The following is a 15290-nucleotide window of genomic DNA, read 5'->3' on the forward strand; positions in this document are numbered from 1 at the left end:
AGCCATGGCCCCGTCCCTGGACCGGGACGTCCCGGTACTGATCGTCCGGATCGGCCGCTACGCGCCGCACCACGGCACGACCGGCCTGATCCGCAGCCTGGGCCGGCTGGGCGTCCCGGTCTACGCGATCACCAGGAGCGGGCGCCTGCCGGGCGCGCTGTCCCGGTACCTGACCGGCTCCTTCGCCTGGCCGACGACCGGTCTGGAGGACGAGGCCGACCTGGTCGCCGGGCTGCGCCGGATCGCCGGCCGGATCGGCCGCCCGGCGGTCGCGGTCGCCAACGACGACGAGGCCTCGATCCTGCTGGCCGAGCACCGCGACGCGTTCGCCGACCGGCTGATCGCCCCGCCGATCGCCCCCGGCCTGCCCCGCGCTCTGGCCGACAAGCACGAGCTGCACGAGCTCTGCCTCCGGCACGGGATCCCGACGCCGCGCAGCGTGTGCCCGCGGTCCCCCGGCGACCTCGACGAGGCGGTCGCGGCCATCGGCCTGCCCGCGGTGGTCAAGCACCGGGCGCCCTTCAACCGGCTGCGCGCGCCGGTGGTGCCGGCGACCACGGTCCTGCGCACGCGCGAGGACGTGGAGGCGGTGAAGCGCGCGATGTCCGGGCCGGGCCGCGCGACGATCCTGGTGCAGGAGTACCTTCCGTCCGACCCGGCGGCGCACGACCATCCGCCCGACTGGTTCGTGCACGTGTACTGCGACGCCGAGTCCCGGGCGCTCGTCCGCTTCACCGGGGTCAAGCTCCGCGCCTGGCCGGCCGGCGGCGGGGTGACCGCACGCGGTCTGGCGCTGGCCAACCCGGAGTTGGCGGAGCTCAGCGAGCGGTTCTGCCGCTCGATCGGGTACTGCGGGCTCGGGGATCTGGACTGGCGTTTCGACGCGCGTTCGGGCCGGTTCCATCTGGTCGATTTCAATCCCCGCATAGGCGCGCAGGCACAGCTGTTCCGGACGACGGCCGGTGTGGACGGGGTACGGGCCCTGCATCTTGATCTCACCGAAAGGCCGGTTCCGCAGGGGGCGCAGATCGACGGCGTGGAACTGCGGGTCGAGCATCTCGATCTGGCGGCGGGTCTGGTGACGCGGGTGGCCGACCGCCGGACCCCGGTGCGCGCCGTGGACACCCGGCGGGAGACCGCGTGGTTCGCACGGGACGACGTGTTCCCGTTCGTGGTGGCGTCCACGAGGTTCGCCGGCCTCGCCGTCGCGCGCGGGTTCTCGACAGTGGCGGCCGGTGTCCGCCGCGGCATCGATCGGGTGCAGGGGCCATGATCCGGCCCGGGTCCCCGGTCCGGCACCGGTCGCCGATCGCGCTGCTCGCCATGGCCTGCGCGGTCCTGGTGGCGGCGGCGGTGGCCATCCTGTGGCTGCCCGGCGGTTCGGGGCACGCGACCGACCCGCTGGTCGGCCTGCCCGGCGCGCCGGCGGGCTGGACCACCGTGTTCGGCGACGACTTCCAGGGCCGGGCCGGCAGCGCGCCCTCGTCCGGGGTGTGGGCCCATGATGTGGGCCCCGGAAGCACGTACAGCAGCGGCAACGCGCAGACGTACACCGCCGCGACCGCGAACACGCATCTCGACGGCAAGGGCGACCTGGTGATCACCGCGCTGAAGGCGGACGGTTCCTGGACGTCCGGGCGGATCCGCAGCACGGCGCTGGTGGCGGCCCCGGCCGGCGGGGAACTGGAGGTGACGGCGTCCATCGACCAGCCGACTCCGGCGTCCGGGCTCGGCTACTGGGACGCGTTCTGGCTGTTGGGGCCGGGGCAATGGCCGGGCACCGGCGAGGTCGACATCCTGGAGAACGTCAACGCGCTGCCGGACGTCTCGGGAACGTTCCACTGCGGTGTCCTGCCGGGAGGTCCGTGCGACGAGCCGAACGGGATCGGCAGCGGACTGCTCCCGTGCCCGGACTGCCAGAGCGGCTTCCACACGTACAGCGTGCTCATCGACCGCACGACCGCCGGCAAGGAGTCGATGACCTGGTCCGTCGACGGCCGGCAGGTCTTCCGGGTGGCCGAGAGCCAGGTCCCGGCCGCGACCTGGCAGCAGGCGGTGGACCACGGTTTCTCCGTGATCTTCGATGTGGCGGTCGGCGGCAGCTATCCCAATGAGGCCTGCCGGTGCTCGACCCCGACCGCGCGGACGTCTTCGGGCGGCTCGATGACGGTCGCCTACGTCGCCGCGTACGTCAAGAACGGGTGAGTGTCACTGCCTGTGGATCAGTGTGGATCAGGAGTCTGCGCCGGGCCAGGCTGGGCAGTGCCAGTTGTTGCCGTCCCCCTCGATGAGGAAGGGCTCGGCGTGGGGTAGGGGTGTTCCCCAGGTCCGGCCATCGAGCGCGCAGAGCCGGTCGAGGGCGATGGTGAGGCTGGCGACGTGGCCGACCACGGCGACTGTCTGGCCGGGGTGATGTGTGGCGATGTGGTCGAAGGCCGCGGTGGTGCGGGCCATGACTTGGTGGCCGGTCTCGCCGTCCGCGACTTGTTGTGTCAGGTCCTCGTCGAGGATCCAGGCGCGTAGGACATCGGCGGCGGACCGGCCGACGGCGGGATCGGTGCTGCCTTCGGCTCGGCCGATACCGACCTCGGCCAGGCCGGGCAGCACCTGGACCTGGAGGCCGTGTGCGGCAGCGGTCGGGGCGGCGGTCTGCTGGGCGCGAAGCGCGGTGCTGGCGTAGACCGCGCTGATCGGCTCGGCGGCCAGGATGCGGGCCACCGTGGCGGCCTGAGCGTGGCCGCGCTCGGTCAGCGGCGCGGCCGGCACAGCTCCGGCAGCCCCGGCGGTGACGTTCTCGGACTCGCCGTGGCGCAGACACCAAAGGCGGACACTGCCGGTCATGCTGCCATGCTGCCCCACCGTCGCCCTCGACGTGGATGCCAGCCAAGCCGGTCAGGCCGCGTTCCACGGATTCGCGAAGCACTCCTTGATCGCCGAGTCGCCGCGTCCGACGAACGATCCCGGGGAGTCGCTGTGGCCGTTCAACGGATCAGTGCTGTCGACCGACCAGTAGTACAGACCGGGCATGCCCAGCGACCGGGCGCTCTGGCACGCGGCCGCGAACCAGTTCCGCTGGATCGTCGGGTCGATGGGGGCCCCGCTGACGCCGGAGACGTAAGGCGTCTTGTACGTGCCCGGCTGTGCGGGGATGCCGACCTCCTGGATCACCGTTTCCGCCAGCGTGGCGGCCGACCGGTGCTGCAACCAGGCGGTCCACGCGGCGGTGAGCTGGTCGACGGTCGCGCTGTCGGGCAGGTCCACCGGCGGGTAGGCGTCGACTCCGATGACGGGGATGGCCGGCGGCGCCACGCCCGCGACCCAGGTGTCCCAGTTGTCGGCGTAGCTGAGTTCGCCGTGGAAGCGCGCGGCGGCGTCGGTGTACACGTCCTGCCACTGCGGGGCGTGGATCAGCGAGTTCAGCTCGGCGCCGAGCACGAACTCGTCGGCGTGGACGGACTGCGCGGCGTCGAGGTAGGGATCGAGGACGGACCGGTAGCTCGCGAACCACGCGCCGGTGTCGACCGGCGCGATCGAGCCGCGCCACTGGTTCGGGGTGACGGAGATGTTGGTCTCGTCGATGAGCGGCCGGACCGTCACCCGCAGCCCGCGCGCCTTGGCCGCGGCGACCAGGGCGCCCAGCGTCGCGGGATCGGGGGTGGAGGCGGGGTCGGTGTAGACCCGCGTCGGCCGGGCGCCGTCGGTGAAGATCGGGAAGGCCAGAGCGACACTGTTGGCGTGCAGGCCGATGACGTAGTTCAGGATCGGAGCCACGGCGGAGGGTGCGCCGGAGGGGTCGGTCGGGGTGTGCCAATAGACATCAACGCCCAGTTGCGCCTCGGGGGCCTTGGTGGCCGGCGCTTTGGTCTGCGCGCCGCTGCCCGAGCCCTGCCCGCAGCCGGAGGTCGCCAGAACAGCGGCGGCGGCGAACACTGCCGCCACCGCCGACAGACTCCGGACGGCCGGGGACATCCAGCGCTCGCCTCGCATCGGCTCCCTCATCACGCTTCTCGCACTTCATCATCTGGCCGCGGGACCGCCTTCGCCACGCGACACGCGCCCGCATTCAGCTGACGGTCCGTCATTTCCCATCTGGATGATTCAATTCGCGATTACCTATGGGTAACATCCGCGAAGCGGACTCCCCGGTTACCGGCGACGGAACCGGTTGCCGAAGCGGCGGAGCCATCCGGGAGGCGGCGCCGGCGAAGATCCAGAAGCCCGCGCTCACCTGGGGCGGGGAAGCGACCAACACGGCGCGGAAGGGTCGACGGATTCCGTCGTCGGAGTGCGCGCAGCCGCCGACCGCCGCCGCCGGCATTTCGCGAGGTCGGCCCGGTAGTGCTTTACAAACAACGGCTGTTGTGTCGACACCACTTCAGATTTCAACAATTCTCGGCGACCGACCTCGGCAGGGATTCCAGCTGGGACTACTTCCCTGCCGTCATCGTGTTCTGCTACAGTCATATTGACTCCAACGGGGAGGCATAGTCGGGAATTCTTGCCGCGTTGCCTAGGTGTCGCTCCCGGCGATATCGGCTGTTCACTCGGCGGACTTCTCAGACGCTTACGACGGCCTCGCGACGGACCCAGCGGCGGCCGCCGATGGATGCCATTGTGTGTGGGCGAAGGAGGCCGTCCGAATAATGCGCGATGAGACTGTTCCGCACGTGACCGCTCTGTCTGCCGTCGATCAGTACGTGATCGACATCTACTGCCACGCCGTCCGGCACGGCATGATCGAATCGCTGGACAAAACCGCGCTGGAACTGGGGATGGACCCCGGCCAGGTGGTCGCCGCGATCAACCAGCTCATGGATATCGGGCTGATCATCAGGGACACCTGCAACCCGACCCTGTACCTGCCGATCGGCCCGGACGTGGCCACCGCGCTCCTGACTTATCCGATGGAGCGCGAGATCTACCAGCGCCGCGAGTTCATCGCGCGCATCAAGGGGAGTTTCGGCACCCTGGCCCAGTCCGGCGCGCTGAACGCAAACCTGGCGCCGGCCACGCCGGCCGCCATCGAGCGCATCGACGGCGGCGCGGTGCTAAAGGGATTCCTGAAGGAATCCGGGGATGCCTGTGAAAAAGAGATCATCGTTCTCCAGCCGTACATTGAGGACGAGAACGAATTCGACGATTTACTCCAGTGTTTTCACGTCCCGGTGGACCGCGGAATCCGGCTGCGGATCGTGCTCCCGCACCGATGTCGCTCGCACCTGCGCTCGCGGGCCGCGATGAAGCGGCTGATCGAGGCCGGGGCCGAGGTCAGGACCATCAGCCGGGTTCCGCAGTCGCTGATGGTCTTCGACGGCGAGCTGTCGGTGCTGGGCTGCGGCGCGGCCGACGACTGCGTGGTGACCCGGGTGCGGGCCCAGGACGTCGTCAAGTTCCTGATAGACCACTTCCTGCACCTGTGGGACACCGCGAACCCGGTGGACGTCGCGGAGTTCGGCTACGCCGAGGCCGCCGACAGCCTGCAGCAGGACATCGCCAAACTAATGGCCCAGGGGTACACCGACGAGGCGGTCGCCCGGCGGCTCGGCATGTCGGTCCGCACCTGCCGCCGGCACATAGCGGCCCTGATGGGAAGCCTGGACGCGGTCAGCCGGTTCCAGGCCGGAGTGCGCGCGGCCAATTCCGATCTGATCGAACTGGCCTGATCCGCATACGCCCGGTCGGGGGGCCGGGTACGGATTCCGTCGTCTGACTGAACAAATCCCGCGGACGGATCCCAGCGAACGAGTTCGCTTCGGGAAAGCGCTAATAGTACGACCGCAAGGCCGACCAGCGATCACTCCACGTACCGCGAAGGCCGGCGCACACCTGGATCCGGGCACCCTGTTCGTCATTGCTCAGCCCGACACCGTCGTCGACGGTCGCGGCCAGACGGCACCCGGTGAACTCCGACGGCAGGATCTTGTTGTCGGGGAAGAAGACCAGCAGGACCGGCCCGTTCGCCGAGTCCGGCGGCGGACCCCAGTCGTGGTAGCTCATGTGGCCCGAATAGGGCTCGGGCAGACCATATCCAGGTCCGTACATCGCGATGGCGCCCGCCTCCCCGTAGTTCTGGGTGAGGATCACCGCGCGGAGGCGCTGATCGGCCGGGATCGTCTGCCACGCTCCGGCGACCGCGGCGACCAGCTTGGGCCAGCCGACCTGCTCCCCCTGTTCCTTGTTCACCCCGTTGACCGCGCTCAGCGAGCTCGGCGGCAGTATCGGAAGCGTCGCGACCCCGTCGATCACCGCCGTGACCAGCAGTCCGGCCGCCAGGATCGCGGGCCGGGTCCGACCCCGACCCCGACCCCGGCCTCGGCCTCGGCCTCGGCCTCGGGCGGCCCAGCCGATCACCGGCTCGGTGCCGGCCGCGAGCAGGACCAGCAGCAGCGGCAGCACGTAGTAGCACTTGCCGCCGGTCGCCAGGACGACGACGCAGGCCAGCGGGTACGCGACGGTGAAGGCCCGCAGACGGCGCAGATCGGGGTCGCGCCACAACCGCAGCCATCCGGCGATCCACAGCGGGGCCAGCGTCGGGGCGAGATACACGAACTGGAACGGGACGAACGTCGCGCGGTTCAGCATCCCGTCCTTGCGGTCGATGCCCGAGGCCACGGTCAGCTGCGGCCAGCCGTGCCGGGCCTGCCACCACAGGTTCGGCGCGACGATCAGCAGCGCCAGCAGCACAGCGCCGGCCGCCCAGGGCCACGAGCGCGGCGCGGCGGACGCACCGGAAGCCGGCGCACCGGAAGCGGGCGTCCCGGAAGCGGACGCCCCGGCATCCGGCCGGACGGCCGCCGGCCGCGGCCCGACCAGCAGCACCCCGGCGGCCAGACTCGCGATCAGCAGCAGCACCAGGTCCTTGTTGAGCAGCGCGATCCCGGTCGCGGCGCCGATCGCCGGATACCAGCGCCGGTCGCCGGTCCGCAGCAGCCGCGCGGCCAGCAGACAGATCACCAGCCAGGCCAGCAGGTCGAAGGTCGCGGTGGACACCAGGTGCCCGGACATCAGGACCATGGACGAGACCGCCGTGGCCGCCGCCGCCAGCAGCTGCGCCGGCCGGCCGGCCCCGGTCTCGCGGGCCAGGAGCGCCACCGTGAGGACGATCAGCACCCCGGCGGCGGTCGCCACCACGCGCAGCCCCATCGGGCTGGTGCCGAACACCGCGGTGCTGACGCGGGCCAGCAGCGGGGTCAGCGGCGGCTGGTCGACGTAGCCCCAGGCCAGGTGATGCCCGGCCTGCAGGAAGTACAGCTCGTCCCGGTGGAACCCGTACCGGCCGGACAGCGCCGTCAGCACGGCCGCGTACACCGCCGCCACCGCCGCCACCGGACCGGCCGCGAAGGGCGGCAGGGGGCGGAGCGCGGCGCGCGGTTCGGGCATCACAAGCATCGATCATCGCATCCTGATATCCGGGCGTCGACACCGCTCGGTGACGAGATACCGGCCGGCCGGTGGCAACAAGTGCCCGGCAGCAAGTGCCCTCTGGCCGAGGCGCGGAGCGGGCCCGGATAGTGGCAACGGTCCGGGCAGCAGGCGCGTGCCGACCACCTCGACGAGGAAGGCCACGAAGTGCTGGAAGCCATCGGCCTCGTGAAGAACTACGGCACCCTGCGTGCCCTGGACGGTTTCAGCCTGCGGGTCGAACCCGGGGAGATCGTCGGCCTGGTCGGCCACAACGGCGCCGGCAAGTCCACCTTCGTCTCCATGGCCTCCGGCCTGGCCCGGCCGGACGGCGGCCGGATCCTGATCGAGGGCCGCCCGCCGGGCCGGGCCCGGGACCGCGTCGGCGTGGCGCCGCAGCACATCGCGCTGTACCCGTCGGTCACCGTCCGGGAGCACCTGCGGCTGTTCGGCGGGCTGTCCGGGCTGCGGCGCGGCACCCTGCGGGCCGAGATCGACGACCTGGCCGCCGCGCTGCGGCTGACCGCGTTCCTGGACCGGCGGGCCGGTGTGCTCTCCGGCGGCCAGCAGCGCCGGACCCAGGCCGCGTGCGCGCTGATCCACCGGCCCAGCGTCCTGCTGATGGACGAGCCCACCGCCGGCGCCGACCCGGAGACCCGGCAGGCGCTGCTGGACACCGTCAAGCAGCGCGCCACCGACGGCGCCGCGGTCCTGTACACCACGCACTACCTGCCCGAGCTCACCGACCTGCGGGCCACCATCGCGGTGGCCCGGGCGGGCAAGGTGATCGCCCGCGGCACGGCCGAGGATCTGCTGGGCCGGCTGCCCGGCGAGGTCGTCGTCGCCTTCGACGAGGAGACCGTGCGGATCAGCACCGCCGATCCCACGGCCACCCTGGTCACCCTGCTGCACGACGGTCAACGGCCGGTCCGCGGCGTGGAAGTGCACAACCCCTCCCTCGACGACCTCTACCGGTCCCTGGCGGTCACAGATGTCCACGGCAACACAGATGTCCACGGCAACACCTGACACCACCGGCGGCTCCGCGGCCGGTTCCGCGCTCGACGCGGCGCGCCGGATCGGCGTCCTGATCCGGCACCAGGTCATCATGCGCGTCCGCGACCCCGGCCAGGTGATCAGCTACGTGCTGACCCCGATGATCCTGATGCTGGTCTTCAAACCGCTGTACCTGCGCGCCTTCGCCGGCAGCCAGGGCACGCTGCAGGTGGTGACCGGGCCGCTGATCATGTTCTCGGTGTTCACCCTGGCCATCATCGGCAACTCGATCCTGGTCGAGCGCGAGTGGCACACCTGGGACCGGCTGCGGACCAGTTCGGCCTCGGTGACCGAGATCCTGCTCGGCAAGCTGGTCCCGGTCTACCTGATCGTGGTCTTCCAGCAGACGCTGCTGATGGCCTACGGCTGCCTCATCATCGGCCTGCCGTTCCCGCACTCGGTCGGGCTGGTCGCGATCGCGATCTGCAGCTGGGCCCTGGCGCTGCTGGCCCTCGGCGCGGCGCTGGCCACCGTCCTGCGCAGCCACGCCGAACTCGGCATGGTCTCCGATGTCGGCGCCATCACCATCAGCGCCCTGGGCGGCGCCCTGGTCCCGGTGTCGATCATGCCGACCTGGGCCGCGGTCGCCGCGCACGGCTCCCCCGGGTACTGGGCGATCCGGATGATGCAGGCCGCGGTGCGCGGCGACACCGCCGGGACGCTGCGCCCGGCGGCGCTGCTGCTGGCCGGGGCGCTGGCCGCGGGGACGTTCGCCACGTACCGACTGGCCCGCGGCTGGGGCCGCAGCCACCTGCTTTAAGCCTTCGCCGCGCTACTCCCTCTCCCACTCCCCACTGCCACTCCCACTGCCACTCTCACTTCCCGGCCGGCCACTGTTCCGCGCCGGCACGAACCTTTCGCACTTTCGCGACACCGCCCAAGGAGGCGCACTCATGACCGACCCCGACTACGACGGCGCGATAGCGCTGATCGGCATGTCCGGGCGCTTCCCGGGCGCGGAGAGCGTCGCGGCGCTGTGGCGCGGCCTGCTGGCCGGCGTCCCGGGCCTGCGCGCGATCACCGAGGACGAGCTGGCCGCCGCCGGCGTCGGTCCGGACCGGCTCGCCGACCCCGAATACATCCGGGTCGGCGGGCCGCTGCCGCAGGTGGACCGGTTCGACGCCGGGGTGTTCGGCTTCAGCCCCCGCGAGGCCGAGACCATGGAGCCGCAGCACCGGATGTTCCTGGAATGCTCGTGGGAGGCGCTGGAGAGCGCCGGCTACTGCCCCACCGACACCCCCGGGCACGTCGGCGTCTTCGGCGGCAGCGGCTTCCCGCACTACATGATGAGCAACGTCCGGCACGTCGCCGAGGAGCCGGGCGGCGATCTGCTGCTGGGCGTGGGCAACGAGCGCGACTCGCTGGCGAACCTGGTGTCCTACAAGCTGGGCCTGCGCGGCCCGGCGATCGCCGTGCAGTCGTTCTGCTCGACCTCGCTGGTCGCGGTCCACCTGGCGGTGCAGAGCCTGCTGACCTTCGAGTGCGACATCGCGCTGGCCGGCGGCGCCTACATCCCGCTGCCGCAGCCGGTGGGCTACCGGTTCGAGCACGGCGGCATCCTGTCCCCGCACGGCCGGGTCCGCAGCTTCGACGCCGGCGCCGACGGCACGGTGATGGGCAGCGGCGTGGGCGTGGTGGCGCTCAAGCGCATGACCGAGGCCCTGGCCGACGGCGACGTGATCCACGCGGTGCTGCTCGGCTCCTCGGTGAACAACGACGGCCGGGTCCGCGTGGGCTACACCGCGCCCGGCGTCGACGGCCAGGCCGAGGTGATCGCCACCGCACTGGAGGTGGCCGGGGTGAAGCCGGAGACGGTCGGCTACGTGGAGTGCCACGCCACCGGCACGGGCCTGGGCGACTCGATCGAGCTGGCGGCGATGGAGCGGGTGTTCCGGCAGACGCCGGAGGCGCCGTGCGTCCTGGGCTCGCTGAAGCCGAGCATCGGACATCTGGACCGGGCCTCGGGCGTGGCCGGGCTGATGCGCGCCGCGCTGTGCCTGGAGAACAGGATCCTGCCGGCGACGCCGAACTACGAGGCGCCGAACACCGCGATGGCCGGCGCCGGCGACCGGTTCCGGATCCTGACCGAGAACCAGGCGTGGGAGCGCGGAGCCGATCCGCGCCGGGCCGGGGTGAGCTCGTTCGGGCTCGGCGGCACGAACGCGCACGTAGTGCTCGAGGAGGCGCCGGAGCGGGAGGCACGAGCGACGCGGCCGGGGCCGCAGCTGCTGACGTTCTCGGCGGCGGACGCGGGGGCTCTGACCGCGCTGACAGAGCGACTGCGGGAGTTCCTGGCTGGGACGGACAGCGTCGATCTCGCTGATGTGGCCTACACATTGCAGGTCTCGCGCGGCGGTTTCGCGCTGCGGCGGGCCGTGGTGGTGCAGGACCGCGAGGACGCGATGGCCGCGCTGGCGGATCCGGCGCGCTGGATCGACGGCGAGGCTCGGCGGCGGTCGCCTCGGGTACGGCTCACCGAGCCGGCCCCGGAGGCGGTGGACGCGCAGTGGTGGCCGCGGCTCGGTGCGGCGATCGCGGCGCTCGTGCCGGAGGTCGGTACCGCCGCCACGCAGGACACGGTGATGGCGGCCCTCGAGGACGCGTTGCGACTGCTCGGGGTTCGAGCCGGCGAGGACGGCGACGAGGTGGTCGTGGCTCCCGAAGGCGCGACGGACGCAGCCTCGTGGCTCCTGGCGACGGTCGCTCGGCTCTGGGAATCCGGTGCGGCGATCGATTGGCCGCTGCTGCACAACAACGCGGGGCGGCGCGTCGAGCTGCCGACGTACCCCTTTCAGCGCCGGCGCTACTGGGTCGAGGCGCGCCCCGAAGCAGTGGCCGGCGAGCCGGCCGGCCGGGCCGCCGACCCTTCGCAGTGGACGCATTTGCCCGTCTGGGACCCGTTCCCGGTCCCGACCGCCGACCTCGACGAGCGGCTGCGGCTGGCCGGTCCGTGGCTGGTGCTGTCCGACGACGAGCGCACCGAGGCGCTGATCGGGCGGCTGGGCGAGGCCGGAGCCGAGGTGATCGCGGTCCGGCCGGGTCCGGCTTTCGACCAGGACGACGTGGGCGACTTCGTCATCCCGCGCCTGGACGACTTCACCGAGCTCTTCGAGTCGATGCTGGTGGCGCCGCGGACGATCGTGCACGGGTTCAGCCTGGACGGCGGCGTTCCCGACACCGACCCGATCACCGCGTTCAGCGCCGCCCAGGAGCGCGGCTATCACAGCACCCTGGCCCTCGCGCGGCATCTGGTCGACGACGCAGGCTCAGCGCCGCCGCTGGACCTGGTGCTGCTCACCTCCGGGGCCACCACGGTCGCGGGTGCGGATCTGCGGCACCCCGAGCACGCCACGCTGGCCGCACTCGCCGCGACACTGTCGCAGGAGAATCCGCGGCTGAGGACTCGCGAGATCGACATCGACGACTCGCCCGCCTCCCCCGCTTCCACACGCCACCAGGCCGAGGCCGTCCTGGCCGCCGCGACCGCCGACTATCAGGGCCCTGTCGCCGAGCGCGCAGGCCAGACCTGGCTGCGCCGCTACCTGCGCCACCCGCTGCCCCGCACGGACTCGGCCTTCAAGACCGGCGACCGGGTCCTGATCACCGGCGGCCTCGGCGACGTCGGCCTCACCCTGGCCCGTCACCTGGCCACCAGCTACGGCTGCCGCCTCATCCTGTGCACGCGCTCAGCCCTCCCCCCGCGCTCGGCATGGCAGGACTTCCTCGCTGAAGTCCCGGCCGGACAGGAGCGCACCGCGCGCCACGTCCAGAACATCCTCGCCCTCGAAGCCAGCGGCGCCGAGGTGGTGGCGATGACCGCCGACGTCGCCGATCCGGCCGCGATGCGGGCCGTCGTCGACGCCGCGGTGGCGCGCTTCGGCGGGATCGACGTCGCGGTGCACGGCGCGGGCGTGCAGGACTCGCGCTTCTTCGCCTTCGCGCACCTCACCGAGCGCGAGCAGAGCGAGGCGCACCTTGACGCCAAGATCCGCGGCTTCCTGGTGCTGGACCGGGTGCTGGCCGGCCACTGCCCCGACCGGCGCATCACCTTGTCCTCGCTGTCGGCGGTGCTCGGCGGCCTGACTCTGGGCGCGTACGCCGCCTCCAACGCCGGACTGGACGCCTACGCCCGCGCGGCGCGGACAGCCGGCACCGGCCGCTGGGTCACCGTGGACTGGGACACCTGGAACATCGACGCCGACCGGCTCGACGGCCACGGCCCGACCGTCACGGACTTCACCATGGCGCCGGCCGAGGGCGTGGACGTCTTCGAGCGCGCACTGGCCGCCTCGGACCGGATCGGGCACGTGGTGATCTCCACCGGCCCGCTGGCCGCGCGGCTGGCGCAGTGGGTGACCGGCGGCGGCACGGACGGCGGCGACGGACAGGACGACGACGTGCGCGAGCGCTACGCGCGCCCGGACCTCCCGACGGCCTTCGAGGAGCCCCGCCCGGGGACCGAGGCGGCCCTGGCCGAGATCTGGTCCGCCGCGCTCGGGGTGGAGCCGGTCGGCGCGCTGGACGACTTCTTCGCCCTCGGCGGCCACTCGCTGGTGGCGATCAAGGTCACCACCCGGATCCGCAAGACCCTGAACGCCTCGGTGCCGGCCACGGCGCTGCTGGAGGCCCCGACCGTGCGCGGGCTGGCCGCGCTGATCGACGGCTGAGCAGCCGTCCGCCGAGAGGAGCTTCGCGATGAAACCGTCCGACCACGTGCGGGCCGTCCAGGCCTTCACCCGCAGGGAGCTGATCGGGCAGGAAGCGGCACTGGACTCGCTCGCCGCCATGCCGCTGCCGCTCTACTCCCGCTTCGCCGAGGCCGGCCTGGCCAACTGGTGGGTGGGCCAGGAGTACGGCGGCGCCGGGCTGAGCCTGGAGGAGAGCGTGCGCATCGTCGCCGAACTCGCCTACGGCGACGCCGGAGCGGCCTTCACCCTGTTCATCCCGATCCTCACCACGAGCATGGTGGCCTGGTACGCCGAGGATCCGCTCCGCAAGACCCTGCTGTCCGACCTGGTCGCCGGCCACGGCTTCGCCGCGACCCTCGGCAGCGAGCACGAGGCCGGCAGCGAACTGGCGCGCATCACCACAACCGCCCGCCGCGAGGGGGACGAGCTGGTCCTCAACGGCCTGAAGGCCTTCTCCACCGACACCGACTTCGCCCGCTTCACCGTGGTGGTGGCGCGCGCCGAGGACGACCCAGCGGGGTACCTGGCGGTGGTCGTCCCGCGCGACGCACCGGGGCTGACGGTGGACAAGCGCTGGGAGGTCATCGGGCTGCGGTCCTCGGCGACGTATCAGGTCTCGTTGAAGGACGTCCGCGTCCGGGCGGCCAACGCCCTGCGCGGCAACGGCCTGCGCCTGCTGGAGGTGGGCCTGAACGCGAGCCGCATCCTCATCGCCGCCACCGGCCTGGGCATCGCCCGCCGCGCCCGCGACCTGTGCCTGGACTACGCGAAGAGCAAGCAGGTCAAGGGCGCCCCGCTGGCCGGCAACGCGGTCTTCGCCGCGAAGCTGGGCCAGATGGAGATGCAGATCGACGTCATGGCCAACCAGTGCCTGACCGCCGCCCGCGACTACGACGCCATCGCCACCCGCCCCGACGCCGGCGAGGAGTTCCTGCGCGTCGGAACGCTGAAGTCGGCCCTGACGGCGAAGATGTTCTGCGGCCAGGCCGGCTGGCAGGCGGTGTCGACGGCGTCGGAGATGTTCGGCGGGCTCGGGTACACGAACGAGTCGATCGTCGGGAAGCTGCTGCGGGACGTGCGGTACGTGTCGATCGTCGAGGGCGGGGACGACGTGCTGCGGGATCTGGTGTTCCAGCGGTATGTGGTGCCGGTGTCGAAGCGATCGTGAAAAGCGCCGACCACCGCACGACGCACCGCGCCACCAGCGGATCCGTCTTCAACCCGCGCGAAGCCGTCAGAAAACGCATTTGAGCCTTTGACTGTCAACCCACGAACAACCGCAGCACCCGCCACAACGCCCCGCACATATGTCAGGGGCCCCAGAAAAAGCTGTTGCCCACGGCGGCCGGCAGGTCAACGATGACGGAGTGTCCGATCTCCTGGAGCGCGTCACCGCCTTCCGCGCCGCCTTCGCGCGGCGTCAGGCCGCGGAACTCGTCGAGCTGCCCGGAGCCTTCGCTGTGCGCGATCCGGACTTCCCGCGCTCGCAGGAGCACAACCAGCTGATGGTCGAGGCTCCGGACGCCGATCCGGCAGCGCTGCCCGGCTTGGCCGTGCGGGGCCTCGGGCCGCGTCGGCGGTACCGGATCACCGTGCTCGACGAAGCGCTCGGCGAGCGTGCGACCCCGGTGCTGGCAGCGATCGGCTACGCGCGGGACACCGAGCTGATCCTGGCCCGGGACACGGCCGGCTGCCTGCTGCCCAAGCCCGCCGCGCAGCCCGCCGAGCTGGCCGAGCTGCGAGCTCCCGTTTTCCACCAGCAGTTCCAGTGGAGCCCGGACGAGGAGCTGGCCCGGCAGCTCACCGAGCGCCGCGGCGCCCGGCTGCGCGGCGCCGAGACCGTGCTCTTCCTGGCCGCACGGACGCCGGAGGGTGAGATCGCCGCGTGGTGTGACCTCTACCTCGACCCCGCCGCCGGGCTGGCTCAGGTGGAGGATCTGGTCACCGGCGCCGCGCATCGGGGGCGGGGCCACGGCGACACGCTGCTCGCCACCGGCTTGGCGCTGGCCGCCGCTGCCGGGATCCCGCAGCTCTTCCTGATCGCGGACGCGAGCGACTGGCCGCGCGAGTGGTACGGCCGGCGCGGTTTCACCGAGCTCGGCCGTACCCACTCCTTCCTCAACCGGTGACGGCGAGGAGCCGGGC

The 15290-nt window shown here is 72.0% G+C and carries 11 protein-coding genes; 8 read left to right on the forward strand and 3 right to left on the reverse strand.

Annotation, left to right across the window (positions count from 1 at the left end):
* Positions 1-4: 4 nt before the first annotated feature.
* Positions 5-1273: an ATP-grasp domain-containing protein gene (locus ABH926_RS24320; RefSeq protein WP_370368045.1), complete on the forward strand. Its 1269-nt coding sequence runs from the start codon at positions 5-7 to the stop codon at positions 1271-1273.
* Positions 1270-2205 (forward strand): family 16 glycosylhydrolase, encoded by a 936-nt coding sequence (locus tag ABH926_RS24325; RefSeq protein WP_370368046.1) that lies wholly within the window; start codon positions 1270-1272, stop codon positions 2203-2205. Before ABH926_RS24320 ends, ABH926_RS24325 begins: the two co-directional genes overlap by 4 nt.
* Before the next feature lie 27 nt (positions 2206-2232).
* Here the strand turns inward: ABH926_RS24325 and ABH926_RS24330 are convergent, their stop codons facing one another.
* Both ABH926_RS24330 and ABH926_RS24335 read right to left on the reverse strand, forming a co-directional pair.
* Entirely contained in the window at positions 2233-2841 is a 609-nt protein-coding gene (locus ABH926_RS24330; protein WP_370368047.1) for a histidine phosphatase family protein, read from the reverse strand.
* Between the two features lie 51 nt (positions 2842-2892).
* Positions 2893-3987 carry a hypothetical protein gene (locus ABH926_RS24335; protein ID WP_370368048.1) on the reverse strand — a complete coding sequence of 365 codons (1095 nt, stop codon included), beginning with the start codon at positions 3985-3987 and terminating at the stop codon, positions 2893-2895.
* 680 nt (positions 3988-4667) lie between these two features.
* Between ABH926_RS24335 and ABH926_RS24340 the strand changes: the two genes are divergently transcribed.
* On the forward strand, positions 4668-5663 hold the full coding sequence (locus ABH926_RS24340; RefSeq protein WP_370368049.1) for a hypothetical protein: 996 nt from the start codon (positions 4668-4670) through the stop codon (positions 5661-5663).
* Positions 5664-5763: 100 nt separating this feature from the next.
* On the opposite strand, the gene ABH926_RS24345 is transcribed toward ABH926_RS24340, so the two are convergent.
* Positions 5764-7389 carry an ArnT family glycosyltransferase gene (locus ABH926_RS24345; RefSeq protein WP_370368050.1) on the reverse strand — a complete coding sequence of 542 codons (1626 nt, stop codon included), beginning with the start codon at positions 7387-7389 and terminating at the stop codon, positions 5764-5766.
* Positions 7390-7569: 180 nt separating this feature from the next.
* Between ABH926_RS24345 and ABH926_RS24350 the strand changes: the two genes are divergently transcribed.
* From ABH926_RS24350 to ABH926_RS24370, 5 genes are all read left to right on the forward strand, one after another.
* Positions 7570-8430 (forward strand): ABC transporter ATP-binding protein, encoded by an 861-nt coding sequence (locus ABH926_RS24350; RefSeq protein ID WP_370368051.1) that lies wholly within the window; start codon positions 7570-7572, stop codon positions 8428-8430.
* Complete coding sequence (locus tag ABH926_RS24355) at positions 8411-9217, forward strand: ABC transporter permease (protein ID WP_370368052.1); 807 nt, start codon at positions 8411-8413, stop codon at positions 9215-9217. The genes ABH926_RS24350 and ABH926_RS24355 overlap by 20 nt, the downstream gene beginning before the upstream one ends.
* Positions 9218-9350: 133 nt before the next feature.
* The gene (locus ABH926_RS24360; RefSeq protein ID WP_370368053.1) at positions 9351-13124 is read left to right on the forward strand and encodes an SDR family NAD(P)-dependent oxidoreductase; all 3774 of its coding nucleotides are present in this window, start codon (positions 9351-9353) and stop codon (positions 13122-13124) included.
* 28 nt (positions 13125-13152) lie between these two features.
* Entirely contained in the window at positions 13153-14313 is a 1161-nt protein-coding gene (locus ABH926_RS24365; protein WP_370368054.1) for an acyl-CoA dehydrogenase family protein, read from the forward strand.
* A 199-nt stretch (positions 14314-14512) separates the two neighbouring features.
* Entirely contained in the window at positions 14513-15274 is a 762-nt protein-coding gene (locus tag ABH926_RS24370) for a GNAT family N-acetyltransferase (protein ID WP_370368055.1), read from the forward strand.
* Positions 15275-15290: the final 16 nt, after the last annotated feature.

The sequence above is a fragment of the Catenulispora sp. GP43 genome, assembly GCF_041260665.1.
Taxonomy (GTDB): Bacteria; Actinomycetota; Actinomycetes; order Streptomycetales; family Catenulisporaceae; genus Catenulispora.

What these genes read in the sequence shown, in the direction of transcription:
- ABH926_RS24320 (WP_370368045.1), top strand. Translation starts at nt 5, where the DNA reads ATGGCCCCGTCCCTGGACCGGGACGTCCCGGTACTGATCGTCCGGATC.
- ABH926_RS24325 (WP_370368046.1), top strand. Translation starts at nt 1,270, where the DNA reads ATGATCCGGCCCGGGTCCCCGGTCCGGCACCGGTCGCCGATCGCGCTG.
- ABH926_RS24330 (WP_370368047.1), bottom strand. Translation starts at nt 2,841, where the DNA reads ATGACCGGCAGTGTCCGCCTTTGGTGTCTGCGCCACGGCGAGTCCGAG.
- ABH926_RS24335 (WP_370368048.1), bottom strand. Translation starts at nt 3,987, where the DNA reads ATGCGAGGCGAGCGCTGGATGTCCCCGGCCGTCCGGAGTCTGTCGGCG.
- ABH926_RS24345 (WP_370368050.1), bottom strand. Translation starts at nt 7,389, where the DNA reads ATGCTTGTGATGCCCGAACCGCGCGCCGCGCTCCGCCCCCTGCCGCCC.
- ABH926_RS24355 (WP_370368052.1), top strand. Translation starts at nt 8,411, where the DNA reads ATGTCCACGGCAACACCTGACACCACCGGCGGCTCCGCGGCCGGTTCC.
- ABH926_RS24360 (WP_370368053.1), top strand. Translation starts at nt 9,351, where the DNA reads ATGACCGACCCCGACTACGACGGCGCGATAGCGCTGATCGGCATGTCC.
- ABH926_RS24365 (WP_370368054.1), top strand. Translation starts at nt 13,153, where the DNA reads ATGAAACCGTCCGACCACGTGCGGGCCGTCCAGGCCTTCACCCGCAGG.